Source organism: Chitinophaga sp. 9-1-y (assembly GCF_059511905.2).
Genome location: NZ_CM197955.1, coordinates 5,527,107 through 5,546,660 on the forward strand (window position 1 = coordinate 5,527,107; position 19,554 = coordinate 5,546,660).

Annotated in this window: 12 protein-coding genes; 1 reads left to right on the forward strand and 11 read right to left on the reverse strand. The window is 48.0% G+C overall.

Features of this window, described 5'->3' with window-relative positions:
• Window positions 1-2 precede the first annotated feature (2 nt).
• Window positions 3-1,481 (forward strand): RagB/SusD family nutrient uptake outer membrane protein, encoded by a 1,479-nt coding sequence (locus AC5ZC7_RS21780; protein ID WP_496158936.1) that lies wholly within the window; start codon window positions 3-5, stop codon window positions 1,479-1,481.
• A 107-nt stretch (window positions 1,482-1,588) separates the two neighbouring features.
• Here AC5ZC7_RS21780 and AC5ZC7_RS21785 read toward each other — a convergent pair whose 3' ends face one another.
• From AC5ZC7_RS21785 to AC5ZC7_RS21835, 11 genes are all read right to left on the reverse strand, one after another.
• Window positions 1,589-3,739: an IPT/TIG domain-containing protein gene (locus AC5ZC7_RS21785; RefSeq protein WP_496158935.1), complete on the reverse strand. Its 2,151-nt coding sequence runs from the start codon at window positions 3,737-3,739 to the stop codon at window positions 1,589-1,591.
• Between the two features lie 19 nt (window positions 3,740-3,758).
• Entirely contained in the window at window positions 3,759-6,998 is a 3,240-nt protein-coding gene (locus AC5ZC7_RS21790; RefSeq protein WP_496158934.1) for an outer membrane beta-barrel protein, read from the reverse strand.
• A gap of 5 nt (window positions 6,999-7,003) precedes the next feature.
• Window positions 7,004-7,981 carry a fasciclin domain-containing protein gene (locus AC5ZC7_RS21795; RefSeq protein ID WP_496158933.1) on the reverse strand — a complete coding sequence of 326 codons (978 nt, stop codon included), beginning with the start codon at window positions 7,979-7,981 and terminating at the stop codon, window positions 7,004-7,006.
• 18 nt (window positions 7,982-7,999) lie between these two features.
• The gene (locus AC5ZC7_RS21800; protein WP_496158932.1) at window positions 8,000-9,181 is read right to left on the reverse strand and encodes a fasciclin domain-containing protein; all 1,182 of its coding nucleotides are present in this window, start codon (window positions 9,179-9,181) and stop codon (window positions 8,000-8,002) included.
• Window positions 9,182-9,192: 11 nt separating this feature from the next.
• Entirely contained in the window at window positions 9,193-10,275 is a 1,083-nt protein-coding gene (locus AC5ZC7_RS21805) for a fasciclin domain-containing protein (protein ID WP_496158931.1), read from the reverse strand.
• An 18-nt stretch (window positions 10,276-10,293) separates the two neighbouring features.
• Window positions 10,294-11,472, reverse strand: coding sequence for a hypothetical protein (locus tag AC5ZC7_RS21810; RefSeq protein WP_496158930.1), 1,179 nt, complete (start codon window positions 11,470-11,472; stop codon window positions 10,294-10,296).
• An 8-nt stretch (window positions 11,473-11,480) separates the two neighbouring features.
• Window positions 11,481-13,181: a hypothetical protein gene (locus AC5ZC7_RS21815; protein WP_496158929.1), complete on the reverse strand. Its 1,701-nt coding sequence runs from the start codon at window positions 13,179-13,181 to the stop codon at window positions 11,481-11,483.
• 17 nt (window positions 13,182-13,198) lie between these two features.
• Window positions 13,199-16,642, reverse strand: coding sequence for a TonB-dependent receptor domain-containing protein (locus AC5ZC7_RS21820; RefSeq protein ID WP_496158928.1), 3,444 nt, complete (start codon window positions 16,640-16,642; stop codon window positions 13,199-13,201).
• Window positions 16,643-16,758: 116 nt separating this feature from the next.
• On the reverse strand, window positions 16,759-17,691 hold the full coding sequence (locus AC5ZC7_RS21825) for a FecR family protein (RefSeq protein ID WP_511911269.1): 933 nt from the start codon (window positions 17,689-17,691) through the stop codon (window positions 16,759-16,761).
• A 62-nt stretch (window positions 17,692-17,753) separates the two neighbouring features.
• Window positions 17,754-18,320, reverse strand: coding sequence for an RNA polymerase sigma-70 factor (locus AC5ZC7_RS21830; protein ID WP_496158926.1), 567 nt, complete (start codon window positions 18,318-18,320; stop codon window positions 17,754-17,756).
• A gap of 70 nt (window positions 18,321-18,390) precedes the next feature.
• Complete coding sequence (locus AC5ZC7_RS21835; RefSeq protein WP_496158925.1) at window positions 18,391-19,515, reverse strand: MFS transporter; 1,125 nt, start codon at window positions 19,513-19,515, stop codon at window positions 18,391-18,393.
• Between the last annotated feature and the right edge of the window lie 39 nt (window positions 19,516-19,554).

Below are 19,554 nucleotides of genomic sequence, written 5' to 3' on the forward strand. Positions count from 1 at the left end.
TTATGAATTTCAAGAATAAAACAAACAGCCGCAGAAAATCGGGGCGCCTGGCTCTCGGCGCAGTAGCACTGGCTGCCACTGCCATGTTTTCCTGCTCCAAGGTAAATGACCAAACGCCTTATTCTAAAATAGATCCGAAGGATGCTTTCAGTAATCCGGAAAGAATTGAAAAAGCGGCGGTGGGTATGTATGACGCGCTGCAAAACAAAGAGTTTTTTGGTGGCCGCATCCTGATCTATTCAGATGTGCGGGGTTTGGATGTCAATATTTCCTCTTACTTTGGCGACGTACCGACCTACAGTATGTTGTCGACTAATATTTACGCCTTCAATGGCTGGTCAGGTGGCTACCGCACCATCCACGAATCCAACTTCTTCACCGCAAACCTGAAAGACAACGAAAAAGTATTGGCGCCGGCAGCTGCTGCACGTTATTATGCAGAAGCTAAATTCATCCGCGCACTCAGTTACTTTTACCTGGTAAATACTTTCGCACAAACCTACACCGCAGAAGCTGGTGCCACCCAACCTGGTGTACCATTGATATTAAAGGCAGCCAGAAACGGTGCGGAAGCAATGGATCCCGCTAATAAGGTAAAACGCAATTCCGTTAAAGAAGTATACGATCAGATGATCAAAGACCTCACGGAAGCAGCCGCCGATTTACCAGTCAGCAACAATGATCCTTATGCGGACCATGCCAGGGCCACTAAAGGCGCTGCTCATGCACTCCTGTCCCGCATCTACCTGTACCAGGGCGAATGGGATAAGGCCAGAGCTTTTGCAGACAGTGTGATTTTATCTTCTGCAGGATATGCACTGGATGCAACACCTGCTGCTATTTACGCCGCTGCCAACTATCAAAGCTCTACAGAGCGTATCTTCTCTGTAGCGATGAATGGTGCGGACAATCCTAACACCAATAATGCCATCGGACAACACTATGGTGCTAATGGCCGCCAGGATATTTCCATTAGTAAAGATTACCGCACGTTACCCAACTTTAACTATCAGACAGACCTGAGAGGTAAGCCATTGTTCGCTTATACATTCAGCAAAACGGGTGATACCACTGCTTTCTTCACTAAAAAGTTTGCCGGCACCATGCCATTGGATGCCTGGGTACCCATTTTCCGCCTCGCAGAAGTGATGCTGATCAAAGCGGAAGCTTTGGCCCGGTTAAATACGGCTACTCCTGATGCAGGCGCCATCACCCTGTTAAATGCTATCAGGAAGAGAGCGAACGCTGCGCCATTAGCACCCGCCACACCAGCTGCGCTGATTGATAACATCCTGACAGAACGCCGTATAGAGCTGGCTTTCGAAGGACAAGCCCAGTTTGATTTCATGAGAACACACCGCGACATTCCGGCGCACGGTGGTGTAAACGTTCAACCCTGGAAAGGTGACTACGCTATTTTCCCACTGCCTAACCAGGAAGTAGAACGTAACCCAAATATGGAACAGAATAAAGGTTACTAATAAGCAGGAACGCCCAAAGCGGTCCATACTTACTAACTGTATAAAAACAAAGATGCCGGCTGCAGATGTAGCCGGCATTTGTTTTTGTTTATGAAATCTATCAGCGCTTACTTAAAGAAAATTTTTCTCACAGATTTGTTGGTTTGTTCTACGACGTATAAATTCCCTTCTTTATCGATAAATAAACTCCGGATACTGCTAAACAACGCCTGATTCAACGTACCATCCTGGTATCCGGCCCTCGGCGGCGCCGTGCCACCTTTCCAACCAGCCACCGTAATTACCGCATCAGCCGTCAGCATACGCACCGCGTTGTTATCTGCCACATACATCACACCGGTTGCCGGATCTCTTACAATACCCGCTAATGATGAGAAGCCAGCGCTCCGTAATGGACCATCATTATAACCATACTGTGAACCCGCATACGTGCTTTTGTTGGCATCCGCCAACCGGTATACCACCGCATCATCACTGGTGTAGAATACGCTCCCTGCATTATCAACAGCCATCGTTATACCAGGTGTTTCATAGCTGTTACGCGCTACCTGCGTGGCATTACCTACCGCATCCAGTTTGTATACACCACCCCACATGGCACCGATATATAAGCTGCCACTTTGATCTATCCCCACACCTACAGGGGTGAAGCTTACGCGGGCATAGGTAGTTACTACCCCGGCAGGCGTAACTTTACGCAATGCCTTGTTGCCCTGGTCTACCACATATATATTGTCCTGCGCATCGATCGTCATCCCGGTGGCAAAGTTAAATGCCGCGCCGGTACCGGTACCATTCTCGTTGCCACTGCTTCCATCAGCATGCCCTGCAAACAGGCTCACTACACCATCCGGCGTTATTTTCTTTATTATATTCCCTTCCGTAACATATGCATTTCCACTTCTGTCTGCCACTATCCCCATTGGATAGCTGAATGCATTGCTATTGGGTCCACCCGCCATGGTGATTACACCGGCTCTTCTAAACAATGGTCCCGTAGCTACCAGGTTGCCTACTTTTACCTGAACATCACCTGTAGAGATACCAACAGGCATCACTACACGCAGCGTGGTATCTGTAGCCTCACTCACAGGGATCGGGATGCCGTTGAAGGTCACGATATTATCCCCGGCATTGGTACTAAAACCAACCCCTTTTACTACTACTTCTGTTCCTGCCAGTCCATTGTCCGGCAGCAGCTGTTTCACGCCCAATGCCTGCTCTTTAAACAGTGGCCCGGTGGTTTGCTGCCCATTCACTGTTATCTGCAATTGGCCGGCTCCCGCACCTGCCGGCACTTTTACACTGAGCTGCCTATCCCCGGTGGTAGTAACTACCGCCGGCTGGCCGTTGAACGTAACGCTTACTTCGTCTGCCAGTGTACTAAAATATTCACCGGTAATATCTACCGAAGCACCGGCAGGACCACTTAAAGGAGTCACTACTTTGATCACCGGCTTAGGTACTACGGTAAATACATTCCCTACGGTTTTTTGTCCGTTGATGCTAACTGCCACCGGTCCCGTGGCTACGCCTGCCGGGGCTGTTACCACCAGCTTGTTGCTGGCAGCACTTACCACCGTTGCCGGTTTTCCATTGAAGGTGACTGTATTACCGGCAACAGCTGTATTAAAGCCTTCTCCACTAATGGCCACCTGTGTACCGGCACCGCCTTTCACCGGCTTGATAGCACTGATCAACTGGAAGGTAAAATCAGGTCCGGTAACGGATTTACCGTTTACATTTACGGCTATTTTACCACTTCCCGCGCCCTCCGGTACCGACGCAATCAGCAATGTATCAGTAGCGGCGGTAATCACTGCCGCTTTTCCATTTACCGTTACCACTGCCGGGCCATCCAGGCTGCTAAAGCCGGCGCCATGAATCGAAATATTCGTACCTGCGGGACCGTTAGCCGGATTTATTTCGTGTAAACTCAATGCCTGGTAGGTATAGGTGCCCAGTTCCTGCTTACGCTCTCCCGCTTTCACGGTGAGTGTACCGGTAGTTCCCTGCTCCGGCGCCAACACCATCAATATTGAATCACGGGCATCCACTACTTTGGCATCGGTACCATTAAAACTTACGCTCACCTCCTTGTTAAGGCCCTGTCCCTGCAGGGTAACAATGGTACCTGCGTTACCACTGTTAGGCCAGAATGTTTTTACATTCAGGGACACGGCGTCTTTGTTGTTGTTTTTCCTGCAGGCCATTGCCAGTATACAGCATACCGCCAGCAGGGATAAATATTTTCTCATATTGGTTATATTAATCAGCTTAAAAAGAGTACCGCATTCCCAACTGCATTTGTGCGCGGGAATTGAAGAAGTCCACAGAATAAGGCTTACCCGGATTTTCAAAGGTATACACCGGATATGCGCCCGGATTCTGCCGGGCCGGGAACACCGGTGTTAAACCTGTACTGGCCGTTGAGTTGAACGTATTAGGAGAGAAATATACTTTTCCCCAATTGCTGTTCACCAGGTTAGTCAGGTTCACGATATCCAGGGTGAAAGTGATATATTGTTTCCCACCAAAATGATACTCCTGTGCGAAGTGCAGATCTGCCTGGATATTCCATGGGGTACGGCCCGCATTGCGCTCGGTAAACTGTCCACGGCGGGAACGGAGATATTTATCGCCGTCAATATAGGCATTGAAAGCCGCTGCCTGCGCTGCTGCACCTTCTCCTTTATCCTGGAAATAATTCACGGCTTCTTCCACCTTTGGAATATACAGCAGGCTTACCTGCTGTGGTAATCCCTGGATACTGTTGTTAACAATACCATAGGTAAACGGACTACCTGACTGCGCTGTGGCAAAAACGGTCAGCGTACTCACCCAGCTATTGCTCCAGGCTTTGTGATAAGTAACGTTGCCGACTACACGATGACGCACATCAAAGTTAGACCAGGCCAAACCGGGATTGTTGGGATTCAGTGCCTGGTTCAACTGCCAGTTACTTTCCATAGAGTTACGGATACCATTGGATACATCTTTTGAGCCACCATAAGTATAGGCCAGGGACGCCTGTATACCGGAAGGGAAAGTGCGGTTTACACTACCGGTAATGCTGTAACGGTAACCTTTGCTGGTATTACTTAACAGGTAAGCATTAGAAAAATGAGGATCTACGGTACCACTGTAAACAGGTTGCAAACGGTCCTTGTCATATCCATAGTACTTTGGATCATCTTTGATATTTATCTGCTGAAACAATACATCTTTCAGTGTTTTGGTGTACATGGCTTCCACCATATACTTAAACCCTGCCGGGCTGGTATAATCCACCCCTACACTGGTACGCCAAACCTGCGGCATCACAAAATTGTTATCCAATACATCTACCTGTGTTTTACCGGCATTGCGGTTACTGATCAATGCACCATTCTGTTCAATAAATTGTGCAATCCCGTTAGGATTGGGTTTTAACGGATCACTACCTGGTGCAAATGCCTTTGTATCGGCTTTCTGGTCAAAGGAACCGTAGTTAATGCCGTTGTTGTAATACGCATAGGCAATCCATGCAAATGGAATACGGCCGGTAAACAAACCGGTACCACCACGCAGGATGAGGCTTTGGTCGCCTTTCCAGTCGAAGCGGAAACCCAGCCGTGGCGACACCTGCACTTTGCCAAGGTAGCCATTGTTAATACGATTGAGTGGCGTATAGGTGTAGGTGTTACCAAAGAAACCATCTGTCCAGGCGTTCTGTGTTTTATCGCTCAGTGCCGGTTTCTCCGGCAGCCAGGTATAATCAGCCCGCAAACCAGGAATCAGCTTTAGTTTATCCGTTACCTGTATTTCATCCTGCGCATATACGCTGTGCATATTCACATTGAACTTTGCTTCCGGGTTGTCCAGGATATAATTACGGCTGTTGTTTGTATAGTTATAACTTCCTCTTACGCGATAAGGGTTGTTATTGAGGTAGTCTTCAATGCTGAGATAGTCCACACGGCCATTCCAGGCGTTCACAAATCCATAGTTAATACGATACAGCTCATTATGGGTACCCAGTAACACGGTGTGTTTTCCTTTGCGCCACGTGAGGTTATCGGAGATTTCAATGGTACGCTGTTTCATGTCAAAGATGCTGGCTTCGCGATCGGTACCGAGATAAATGGTGGTACCGGGTGTGCGGCCTGCAATCTGCACCTGTGGCAGCGTTGGATCGGAATCCGGGTTACGTTTATCATGCACCACGCTGTAGCCGGCAATGAAGCTGTTAGACCAGCGGCTGTTGAAACGCGACTTCAGCTCCATCACGGTAGAAGTCTGGTTATTTACCTGCTGATACGCCATGCTGCTGAAACGGAAATCCTGCTGATCGCGGTCCATGTTCATGGCTTTAGACATGATGGTGTTGTTGCGAACGGACAGCTGGTGTTTATCGTTAATATTCCAGTCGAGGCGGTTAAAGAATTTCTGCGAGCGGGAATACGCGCTGTAATTGCCAGCAGTGCCAGGGTCAAAACTGTTGCCATAACGATCCAGCGTAGACTGGCGGATCTGATCCGCGTCTTTGATGCTGAGGATATGCGTCGTTTCTGTTTGCCCAACGAGCAACTGGGAAGGGTCCTGGCGGGAGGTGATTTCTTCATTGGTGAAGAAGAACAATTTATTTTTGATGATAGGGAAACCTACCCTCACCCCTGCCTGGTAATCGTAAAAGTCGTTGTTCATTTTATTGCCGGTGGGACCTTTACCGGTCAATGCCGCATTACGGCCAAAGCCATACACGGAGCCGGTAATGGTGTTGGTACCGCTGCGGGTAACGGCGTTGATACTACCACCGGTAAAATTACCAATCTTCACATCAAAGGGGGCGAGGTATACCTGCATATCTTCGATGGCATCCAGCGATACCGCGTTGGTGCGGGTGCTGGACCCGGGCATACCGGAGCTGCCGGTGATACCACCTGCAGAAGGACTGAAGCCAATGGCATCATTATTAATGGCGCCATCGATGGTGACGTTGTTATACCGGAAGTTGGTACCGGCGAAGGAGTTATCCCGGGAGCTTTGTGGTACCATTTTAGTCATATCCTGCAGGCTGCGGGAAATGGTGGGCATGTTTGCCAACTGGGTACGACTGATATTCTGTCCTGCTCCGAAGGTGTTAGCGGAAGCCCCTTTCTTCGTGCCTTTCACCGTTACGGCCGATAATTCCTTACCGGCTACTGCAAGTACGAAGTTGAGTTGCATCGGTTCACCGAGGCGGATATTTATTTGTTCTCTTTTCTGTGGTTGCATGCCCATCATGGTCACACTCACGGTGTAAGGACCGCCGATGCGCAAACCGGGTAAATAATAGCGGCCGTCGGTACCGGTGGCTACGCCGTATTTGGTGCCGGAGGGCTCATGGAGCGCTACTACTGTAACACCAATGAGTGGTTCATTTTTATCACCGGTGATTTTACCGCTGAGCGTACCATTTGTTTCCTGTGCCTGTGCGGGGAAACGCAGGCAGAGCAGGAGTGCAAAAAAATAAGCTATGTATAAAATTTTATTCATCACAATTACTGATTTTCTTTTAATACCTGATCTATGATATGCAGTACACCGTTGCCGGCCATGAAATTCTGTTTGGTAACTTTTGCGGCTGTTTTATTACTGGCGCCTTTGATGTTGATACCTGTATATTTCACCCCTTCTTTCTCCAGGGAAATGGTGACATTATTACCATTCAGCATGGCTTGCTGTGATTGATCTGTGACACCTGTGGTGAGGATATAATCGTAGATGAATTTCCTGCCAGCGAAAAAATGATACTGTAATAAATCTTTCAGTACGGTGGCATCTGTTTGCAGGATGCTATCCGCAGAAGGATACCCGGCTGCGCGGAAAGCATTATTGGAAGGCGCGAAGAAGGTATATACGTCGGCGCCTGCGATGCTTTCTTTTAATCCGGCACGTTGTAAGGCCACATTCAAAAAGGTGAGGCTGGTATCGGAAGAAATAGCGGCGGAGAGGTTAGCGTGTACCAGTGGTTGTAATACGGTATTCAGTACCTGTATGATGCCGTTACTGGCTGGCAGGTTATAGGCAAGCACCGGGCTGCCATTCACTGTCAGGATCGTATCTGCGCCTTTTACCCAATGCGTAACAAACATTTTAGCACCTGTTACGGCACTGAGTTCCTGGTTAAATTTAAAGGGCAGTTTGTTTAACTCCCAGGTACCATTTACAATATGATAGGATACCAGTTTATTGAGTATATCCGCGCTTTGCGTGAGCACTTGTTGGGTAGTACCATATCCTGCCTTGATAAAGGCGTTGTTATCCGGTATCATGACCGTATATGGGCCTTCTCCGGCCAGGACATTACGGTAGCCGGTGCGTCCCAATGCGGTACTGAAAGAAGAGAAATTGAATTTATTATCATCAATGACGTAGGTCAGGCGGGTTAATTCGCCTGCTCCCGGCCCGTTATCTTTATCCTTTGTGCAGGCTGCCAGCATTAACAGTAGCAAACCTGCGCAGGTAAATTTCTTCATGTTGTCTGCTTTTAAAAATTATCTTTTAAAGAGATCATCTATTTCATGGATGACACCATTAATGACCCGGGTGTTCCTGTTCTTCAGAGAAACGTAAGGATAGTTGGTATTCAATCTTCTGACGCCTGGTTGTCCGTTGTTATTCACAAACGAGAGGTGAATCGTTACCGGTCCTTCATTGTAACGCTGGCCTTCCCGCAGCACGAGGCCTGTGAGTCCGGTGGCGTTGTTGACCAGGTCGTTGGAGAAGTATACCGGTCCTACCCGGTAGTTCGCATCCAGTTGACTGGCGCCGGATACTTCCGGTCCGCAGGCTCTGAGAATAGAATCCATGGCGGTAACGGGGGTCTGCCAATACATATTTTCATCATAGCCGGCATCAGGCAAAGGCCAGGAGCGCAGGCAATATGCCAGTATATCTTCTGAGTTACGGAAGCCATTTTTGATGAACGCATCATTATTGGGTGCAAAGAGTGTAAACTGTGCAAAACTGGAAGCTGATTTCAGAAAGGGCGCCATTTCGCTCATATAAACGGATGCGTAGAGGCTATCATTGATGCGCAGTGCTTCCATGTAAAGGCTAAACTGCGGCTGACTTTCCAGGTATTCCCACATGCTTTGCTGTGGTTTAGCAATCAGGTGATCAATAGGATATACGATACCGTTGGTACCTTCCAGGTATTGTCCCCATTTACTGAGGGCATTTCCATTTACTATCAGGCTGTCTCCGGACTTTGCGGGGAACAGGAAATCGGTATAGTCACTATACCAGTTTTCTCTTTCCGGAAAAGCGCGGGATGATAAGGTAGCGGTGGGCGTACTTCCTTTTGTGGCTGCAATATTGTCTGGTAGCAGGCGGGCAGGCATTACGTACAAGGTGAGGAGTTCACTGAGCGTAGCCGCATCCGTGTTTTTTATTTTATCTGCGGTCCAGCCGGCTTCTTCAAATGCTTTATCAGTAGGTACCAGCAGGGTATGAAAACCGGCGCCACTTTGTTTCACTTTTTCATCCATACCGGCACGTTGCCATGCCTCACGGAAACGGGCATACGGAGATGCCGCCAGTTGCTGCTGCCAGGTTTTATCCGGACCAGGCAAGTGTGGTACAGCTTCTCCTACCGGTTCCGGTTCAATATCCTGTTTTTTACAGGCGGCAAAAGACAGGAGCAGCAATAAGAGTAAAGATATTCTTGATGTCATTATTTTCATTTTTATCGCTTCATTAAATCCGGATTCAGGAAAAGGTCATCTACCACATGTACAATACCATTGCTGGTCAGATGATCCGCATTGGCGAGGCCGTTTTTATAGTTTAGATTAAAAGGCCCTTCTTCATTAGGGAACCAGGCGGCATTTTTCCATTTTGTAACGGTGATCGTACTCTGTTCGCCTGTTGTTGAATAGTAGACATATCCTGGCGCGATAGCGTAGCCTCCTACCTGGATAGCGTTTTCCGATATCACGGAGCTACCATTGATAAGATAACCATCCGTAGAAAAAACGTGTATCTTCCTCATGTCAATCGCATAGATGGAAAAAACAATTGCTTTATAATCATCCGGATTCATCGCCCCAATTTTGGCTGCGGTGATACCATATTTGGCAAAAGCGCTGTTGGCTGGCGCAAATACGGTGAGTGGCTTATTTGTTTTGAGTCCATCCCACAATTTGAATTGTTTCATTGCGGTAGCAAACAAGGTGAGGCTGGTATCAGCAGCGATATAATCCTGTACAGTAGCACGGGTAAATTTCAACGGCTTGGCCAGGATATGTAATACCCCATTGGCTAAGGGAATATTACGCCTGCTTTCCTTGTAGATCAGCGCACCGTTTACAAACATGTCGTTATCAGGTTGCAACTGTACACCAGGTGCGGTAGAGATATATACTTCCTCTCCTGCCAATGTCATATAGCGGCTATCCAGTTGTTGCGGGAAGGTGGTGGTATAATAGCGGTTGCGGATCATATGATAACGGAGCATGAAACGCAGACTATCTACATTCATGTTGGCTACATCTTCCACGCCTTTAATACCCATGCTATTGAAAGCATTATTATCGGGTGCAAAAAACGTGAAAGGGCCTGCCTGATTCAGTGTATCCAGCAGGTTGGTTTTCTTCAATGCAGCGGCCAGGATACTCAGGTCGTAGTTATTTTCAATAAAGGCGCCTATCTGGCGCGGTGAAGTAGTTCGGTCCACCGGCGGCAGCAGGTTGTCTTTCCGGCAGCCTGCCAGGAGTACCAGTAAAAGTAAACCGGCGACGAGCTGTTTTATGATAGCGGTATTCAACATATTAAAATAATAAAGACGTTAATAAACAGGCGGTGCAAACTTGCGCTGGATAGTGGTGATATAAAAGCGTCTGTTGATATACTCCACCGTATTTACCGTAGCAAACGACCGTGGATTAGTAGTACCGGAGTGAATACTTACCACCAGCCCTGTACGCAAATCACATCTCACGTTAAAAGGGTAATAAGTATTTCGTCCTAATGACCCATAGTCTCCCATAATCACAGCGGAGTAAGCCCCTACCGGCAGGAAACCGGGATAGGTCATATTGTCCGGCGAAAGACCGGGCGCATAATAGCCAAATGCCTGGTACATATTACCCGTAAAGATTTTATTACTGCTGCTATCCGGGAATAGCGGGAAGCTATAATAAGGTGCTACAATTGGTTGCAGGGAATGTGTGATTTGTCCCATCGGTATCCCTTTGTATCCGGGGAGTGCTGTAAGGATGTTATTGGCCTGTTTGCCAAGCGTGTAATACACATTCATGGTATCTTTCAGCTTCGTGTTAGCGATATCCACATTTGGTAATACATCGGGCCCTTTCGTAAAGAAGTCATTCGCGCTGAGGTTGTAGAAATTCACATACACCAACGAGTCCGCGAATGGCTGTTTCTGAAAAGTTTCATTACGCAGATACATCATAGGGCGTTGACTGGTAAAGTCTTCCAGCAATGCATGCATGGTATATACCTCTCCGGCTGTCAGGTTAATAGTGGTATCAACCAGGGTAATACCTCTTTCTGTTTTTTCCAGTTCGAAGTACGGCGTATTATTCAGGGGCCTGGTGCGGAACACAATGCGGTGTTTTCCGGAAGGCACCTGCGCCCAGCTCGATAAATCATATCCATTCACAATGGGCGCTGCCAGTACTCTCCTGGTACCCGGATATTCATTTTGCCAGAGTACATTGCTGGCAGCATCAGGATAAGGGCGGGCCCAATCGGCGCGACGTTGCAGGAAATCGCCGGTAATAGCCGCACTTAACGGTACTCCATAATCATCCATTACGGGATCTATCAGGAAGGCCAGGAAAGGTTGTGGCACATCCTTATTGTTGAGTGTAGGTACAAATTCCAGGCAGTTGAATACCCGCAGATACGCAGGACTACTCAACTCCGCATATTCTGTTTTGCGGCAACTGCTAAACAACAGCGCGGTGAGCAACAGGGGTAGTAAAAAATATTTATAGTTCATAAAACGACTCAATTGTTATGTTTCACAATAATCATCCGGGCTTTTTCTATAGCATTGGCAGCGGTGCTACCTACCAGCGCCACGGTATAAATGCCTGGCTCGCTCTGTGGCAGCAGCGGTGTTTTATATAATTCAGGACGGGCAATAAAATCACGGCTCTTCAGCGGCGCAATCCCTGTCAGCCAGTCGCCGGGTGTAACGCCGGGGGCGGAAGCATAGGCCAGTAGTCTTTGCGGAAAATTAACCGGCAACTGTACATACGGTACGTCCGTTACCGGCCTGCCCTGGTAAATATGCTGTGAAGCGGCAGACAAGCCAGGTAAGGGCTGGCCATCGTTCTGTGTAAAGGTTACTTCATCCAGGTCGGGGCAGAAGTTCATGCAACGGATCCAGGAAGGGTAGATATCTTTCATGGAACTCCAGCTACCATTGTCGGTGGCGTTGCCATCGTAATACTTACCACTGAGATTATTGGCTACAAACGTAATGGCGGTATTACCATCTTTACGGGTATACAACCAGGCCGTGAGATTATCAGCGGGCTGCAGATCGATGCTGCTTTCAGCTACTACTTTACCATCATCTCCCAAAGCTTTTACTATATGCTTACCCGTTATGTAACGGGCATAGTTGGTTTGTTTGGCAAAAGTGAGGGCATCCCCCAAAGGTTGTCCGTCTACCTGCCAGGTGATTTTCTTGCCAGCCGCCACATTAATCCCCTGTAAACGGGCGTAGGTGAGGTTTACCGGCTCCGCAATATCTGCGAGGATGCGGAACGTATTGTTTTCTGACTTATAGGTTTCCCCCGAGGGGCCACCATTCGGAATATTGGCGTCATAGGTATTGGATACCACAATGGTATAAATACCTCCCGGCTGAAACGTCTTCACCGGCGCATAGGTTAACCAGGTATCCTTATAATTACCAATGCCGGGGACGCCCCAAACATCCATCAGGGTTCCGGTAACAGGATTAAGGATATTGTACAGGCTATTCGCTGCCGGTACCTGTTTACCTTCATTATTCAATACCCTGAACTGGTAAGTACCATAAGGCAGGTCCACATAGTCGGAGTACTGACCGGGCGCAATGTTGCTCAGTCCGGGTACATTGGTACCATCTGCCAGAGTGACTGACATCGGGCCGGTGCGATAAATTCCCGGCGGAATACTACCCGTAATCGTAGAACTGAGATTCAGTAACCGGATCTTAAATCCGGCCGGATCTGCCGCCGGTGATATACCCCGTGGCACTACAAACAAAGAGTCCATCAAACCGGCCGTATGAGGGCGAAAACGCACATAGTAATAATCGTTCGGATGTGCATCATCGTCTTTTGCACGGAATGGCCGTGCCGGTGGCACATAATTCCGGGGAGATAAACTGCTGAACATAATACTATCTGCCCAGCCATTTTTTACCAACTCCCGTGGAATGGTATAGGTGGTACCCAACCGACCATTTTCCGGGAAATAAAAGGTGCCCTTAGTTTGTTTCTCACCATAATAGCCTTCCCCATCGGGTAACTGGTAGCTGGTCAGTTGTATACCATTTACCGACAACTCTGTAGCCCCCACCAAATTTATGAGGCGGATCGTAGAGGGCGTCATCGGCTGTTGTACCACCCGGTTATCGTAGGTGTAGTCCAGTTTTTTGCTGCAAGCATTCAATAAAACTGCCGCCGCAACAAGTATATAAGTAGTTTTCATTTTCATCATTCAAATTTTTACAGGTTGAAAGTCAATCCCAGCATAAATTCTGTTCCGCGGTAAAAACTTCTGCGTACATATTTCTTTCCATAAAAATTTCCACCGGTGCCCGGGTTGGCATATACTTCTTCTACCGGACGGTCTAAAATATTTTTAGCGAAACCTTTTAACTGTAAGCGTTTCAGCAGCTGCTGGGAAAACACGATATCCAACACCGGGTTAGGCCTGGAATACAGATCCGGCGTCCCATCCAGGTTTACCTGTATCAACCGCTCTCCTACCATGTTGAACGTGGTGGTGATATCTGTTCCGGTTTTAGCGTTATTATAGTTCATGAATACGTTCACGGAATAAGGGGCCTGCTCAAACAGCGGGCTGTTAGCCGGCGCACGGCGATCGATGGCGCGGGAAGATTCCAGTCGTTCTTTGGTTTTCTTAATCTCACTTTGTGCCAGCAATAAGTTAGATCCCAGTGAAAAATTCTTCATGCCCTGCGCCAGGATGCCCAGGTTCTTTACTACCTCCAGCTCTATCCCGTATACCTTACCCTTGTTAGGATCGTTCTGGAATTCAATAGCCGGAAACTCCGGGAAGCGGGCTTCCAGTCCGCCGGAATTTTGTTTGAATACTTTTGTTAACTGGTTATTGATTTCTTTATAAAAAACCGATGCAGAAATTACTTCTCCCGGACGCGGGAACCATTCCCAGCGGAAATCGTAGTTCGTCGTCTGTTGGTTCTTTAACTTCGGGTTACCTACTACCAGCGCAAACTGGAAAGGATCAAAGTCGAATACATTTGTCAGCTCCCGCAGCTCAGGCCTTGCCAGCGTAGTGTTGTAGCCGAGGCGGAAGTTCATATTTTTATTCAGTGTATAGGTCAGGTTAGCAGAGTAGTAAGGCTCGTAATCTGTTTTGTAGATGGAATTAGGCTCCGTGTACACCAGGTTCACTTTGTTACCGCTGGCGTCTTTAGCGGTAATGGAGGGATCCAGGAATACATTAGACGTATCTACGGCCGCCTGTATATCCGTCATTTCGAAACGCACCCCGCCGGTGAAGCGTAACTGTTCTGTGAGGTGCAAATCCAGCATACCATAGAACGCACGTGTTTCGTAGTAGCCTTTATAGTTGTTAGGCGATTTCTGGATATTATAGAGAAAGGCACCAACACGGGGCGCTCCTTCTTCGTTATACGCCGAAGGCGGACGAATACCAATACGATCATATCCTACCAGCTGATCCAGGTTACCATTTACCTCGTATAAAGGCAATGCCCCACCGGTACCATAGTTAGATCCCGGGAGATAGAGTACATTCTCGCCAAAACTTCTTCTTCTATGCAGGTAGTTCACACCGGTTTTGAAGTCCTGCTTTTTGTTCAGGGCTTTAAAAGGGATCGTGATATCTGCTTTGTAGTTATAGTTTTCTTCTTTGAGGTGACGGAAACGACGCCCATTCGGATCGGCCTGGATGATACCATACGGGCCATAGCCATTTACATAACCGGATACCAGCGAATATAAACTAGGCGAAGCATTTACTGGAGGCAGGGTTCCTGGTGTTTCTGAAGGACCCGGATACGTACTTCCTCCATTGATACGGTAATCGGCCAGGTTCACAAAACGATAATCCGGATCATCCTGTGTGGAAGAAGAAGTAGCCATGTTGTAACTCAATTTCGGCGCATATTCATTCTTTCCGAACTTATGCTCCCCCTGTAAGTTGAATGTGTTGAGCGTACGATAGCTTTGACGCAGGGAATAAATCAGGTTGTATACCTTACCCGGCAAACCCGTGTATTCATAGGCGCCATGCAGGTTGCTGGCCCTTGTTTCCGCACCACGGCTGCCCAGGTACTGCATACTTATTTCGTGCTGCGGGCTAAAGCGATAGGTCAGTCCACCCAAAAATCCATAGTTGAGTGTTTGTGTACCGGTGTTTTCCTTATAATTTAAGTACTTCCCCAGGTTAATGTTGTTCGGGGTAATATAGTTAGGAATCACGCGGGGACTGTACAATGCGCTGTTACCCGTTAACACGCCCTGGTATACACTATACTGGGTCAGCGATCCATCATAGATATCGTTGGTGCGGCTGTAATAGTTGGCGCCGGCAATTAATCCTACCTGGTGTTTCTTAAATACCGTGTAACTGTTACCGTAGGTAATAGAATAAATCTGGTTCAGCGGCGTCTTTTTATATTTAGTGGTTAGTACGGGATCAAAGCCATGCATCACTTTGTTGATACGGTTGGCTTCTGCCAGCATAGCCGGGTCATTGCGGCTGTTGGCGATTTTGCTTTGGATGTCGCCCAGGCCATTAGGGTATTGGGACGACAACTGCTGGAAATCATTAGACAATCCTTTCCCTTTTACTTTATCTCCGAGAAAGCCCATGTCGCTGTTATAGAAACTGTTTACGTAGTTGCCTGTCCGTGAGTTCATACCCGACTGAATCGTGATGCTCAGTGTTTGATGATCCGGCACCGACTTTGTTTTCAGCTCCACGATACCGGCGGCAGCATCGGCAGGTTTATCGGAAGTAGTGGTTTTATAGATGGTGATGTTGTCCAGCAAGCCGGCAGGCACCAGGTCCAACGGAATAGCACTTCTATCCGGATCTGAAGAGGCCAGGCGAATACCATTCAGCTGACCGATGACACTACGATCGCCCAATCCGCGGATAGCTACGTATTTGTCGTCTGTTACCGTTACCCCAGACACGCGTTGCAGCGCCTGGGTAGTAGTGATGCTCGCTGTTTTCTCGATGTTCTGCGCGGAAATACCGTCAGAGATCATCGCTGAATTTTTACGGTCGTTCAGCATCATCACTTCTGTATTGGCGCGTCTGCGGGCATCTACCGTTACGGCGGCCAATGTTTTGCTGTCGGATTTCAGCAGCACCTGTAATACAGGCAGATTTCCGGCCTTTACCATTTTGGTGGCATACCCTACATAATACACCACCAGCACATCACTGGTATCTTTCACGTCGATGAAAAAACGGCCGGATTCATCTGCTGTAACTACATGCCCGGTGCTTTGCGACATGATCTCCGCATGAGCTACCGGCGTACTCTTTACCGCATCTGTGACCATCCCGCTAATGGTTCTTTTGCGGGGAGCAGTCGTTTCTTTTATTACAATTTTGCGGATCACAATCTTTTTGCCGTCGACTGCCTCATACTCGAGCCCTGTATTCAGCAACAGGTAACCCAGTACTTCTGCCACCGTTTTATTATTCAGATCGACATTATATTTTTTATCCAGCACCTTGATATCGGCGGGATTATAAAAGAAGGTGACCCCTCCTTTTTGTTGTAACAGGGAGAAACATTTGGTGATGCCCTCATTCCTGAAACTGATGTTGATCTTCTGCTGTAAAACGTTGACCTGCCCCATCGCCGGGACCGTCACCAACAGCAGGATCCACATACATCCGTGTAAAATTTTTTGCTTCATTCGTTTGATGATTTAGCTTTTAGCTTTTAGCAGTTAGCTTTTAGTCTGAGTTTGGACAATGAGCAGCCGTTAGCCATGGCGGTGTGCCAGGCTTCACTTCTGCTACTATTGTGATGCTATTTGATTAAAATGGTTCCGTCCTTGTTTTTATGAATAGTTAACCGATAGGAAAGGGAAATTACTTTTAAGATATCATCCAGGGTATCCGCTTCCTCGAAAGCACCCGTAAACTTCAGCCCTGCCGTCGCCTGGCTTCCGCAGCTAATTTTTACCCCGTACATTTTTTCTATCTCCCCAAATACCGCTGATAACGCCGATTCATTAAATATTAACTTGTTACTGATCCACCCGGTGTTCACCTCCTGGTGGCTGTATATTTTTATTTGTTGCTGCTCTTTGTTAAATACCAACTCTTCGTCTGCTCCTAATTGCCGCGTTACGGTTTCCGCTGTTACCGCTACCCTGCCCGATTTCACACTTACCTTCGGCGACTGGATGCCAATACTATCCGTTACCACAAACGAAGTACCCAGTACCTGTACTTTCAGATTAGGCCCCGTAATAATAAATGGCGCCGACTCCGGCGTTACATCAAAAAAGGCTTCTCCATTGACTTTGATACTGCGCTGCCGCCCACGGAAATATTTCGGATACATCATGGTACTTCCCCCATTCAACACTACCACCGAACTATCCGGCAATATCACCTTCTTCACCTGGTACTTCAACGCCGTTACCCGCTCAATAGGTACGGGATTCAGCCAGTCCTGCAGCTCAAAACGGTATACCGTGGCCGCCACCAGCAACGACACACTCGCCGCCGCCGCCATCCCATACTTCCAGAAACTGATCCTGCGCGGTTCGTATATGGCTAAACGTAGGTTGTCCAACACCTGCTCCCGATGCGCCTCTGCATCTGCCGGCAACTCCTTTTCCGCCATGGCCTTATCCAGCCATTGCTGCAACACCGCGGCCTCCTTGCGGGAGGCATTCCCCGCCAGGTAGTTATCGATCATTCTTTTAAACTGTGAAATATTCATCCGGAACATGCTTCTATAGATATGTTCCTTTACAAGGGGTCCTTGTCCCGAAGAAGTACGTTAAGGAATTATTAACTGATAAATTCTATCAGTAACATCGCCACTGCGATATGGTGTCGCAGGGCCTTCAGCGCCATATGCAACTGATTTCTGACTGTTTTCTCGGAGAGATTTAATTTTTGGGCAATCTCCGTCACCGACAAATGATGCCGACGGCTTAACAAGAATATCTCCCGGGTTTTTACCGGTAACGTATTTAATTGTTCATCTATCTCCCTGAATACATCCGCTTCCTCCATCTTCTCCCAGATATCATTTAATACCGGCAGAATATACTCCTGCACCCGCTCCAACTCCTCCGGCCGGTTCATGATTTCCTGCAGCTTCTTCAGCGACTGAAACCGCACCGCCTGCAATAGGTAGTTCTCCAGCGGGCCTTTAATATGTAACCGCTCCCGCCGTGACCACAGCGAGATATACACCAACTGTACCACATCCTTGGCATCATCTGCACTACCCAGGATTTTCCACGCAAAAGCATATAACACCGTCCAATGACGATTAAAACACCTTTCAAATGCTTTCTGATCACCGGCACGGATAAGATTCAGCAACTCGATATCTTCACTGGATTGCATGGGTAGTCTTTTAAACAACGCGGGGGCAAAATAGTCGATTTGCGGGAGCAGGGATTTTAAGTTACTGTTATCATTTACTGCGTACCCATACTACAGCAGCCGACAGTAGTAACACTACTGCTGCCCAGGGAATGTTCTGCACACCGGCATGGGCGATCGTCAGGCCCCCTACAGTGGTCCCGACAGTAACCGCTGTATTCCCACACGATGTAAAAATACTGTTCACGAATTCCGGTGACTCCGGCGCCGCCGAAGTAACATTGATATTACTGATGAGGAAACCACCTGTGTGGATAAAGCCCCAGGCAACTACCACGGGGATCATTAGTAGCCCGCTGGCACCGGCAGCATAGATCATGATATATATTACTGCTAATGCCGCCATGAAGGTGATAGTCGTTTGCCGGATGCTCTTACTCAGCAGCTTCCCCGCCAACCAATTCCCTCCTACCCCCGCCACGCCAAAGATCAGCAACATGATACTGATACTACGTCCACTCATATGCGTCACACTATCCAGGTACGCCGCCATATATCCATACCCCGCGAACATCGCCGAAATCATCAGGCAAGCCAGCAATAATCTTGACCATAGTCTTCTGCTTTTTAAAATACCTAGCTGTGTACCTATTTTGTGTTGCACTACTACCGGCATCACTGGCAACCACGCCGCCATCCCCACCAAAGACAGCATATTCACCACCGCACATAAACCAAACGCCGCGCGCCAGGTAAATACATCCGCCACCCAGGTAGACAACGGTATCCCCAATACACTCGCCACCGTAAAGCCGCCGAAAACGATGCCTACCGCCTTCGGCGCCTCCTCCCTGCTCACACTACCCGCCGCCGCCGACAATGCAATAGACCAAAATACCGGATGCAAAAAAGCCGGTAATATCCTCGCCACCAACAACATCCCAAAACTGGTCGCGGCATAAGAAATGATATTCGACACCGTAAACACCGCCAACACCATCAACATCGCCTTCTTCCTTTCCACATGACGGAATAATAATACCATCAACGGCCCGAATATCGCAATCACCAATGCAAACGCACTTAATAACCACCCCGCCCTGTCTACCGTAATATCAAAATACGCCGCTACCTGCGGCAAAATACCTACTACCCCAAATTCCGTTGTACCAATACCGAAAACGCCTAATGCCAATAAATAAAGTGTTCGTTTCATCCTGCTATTTTTTGTGCAAATTTGCAGGAGTATCGCCCT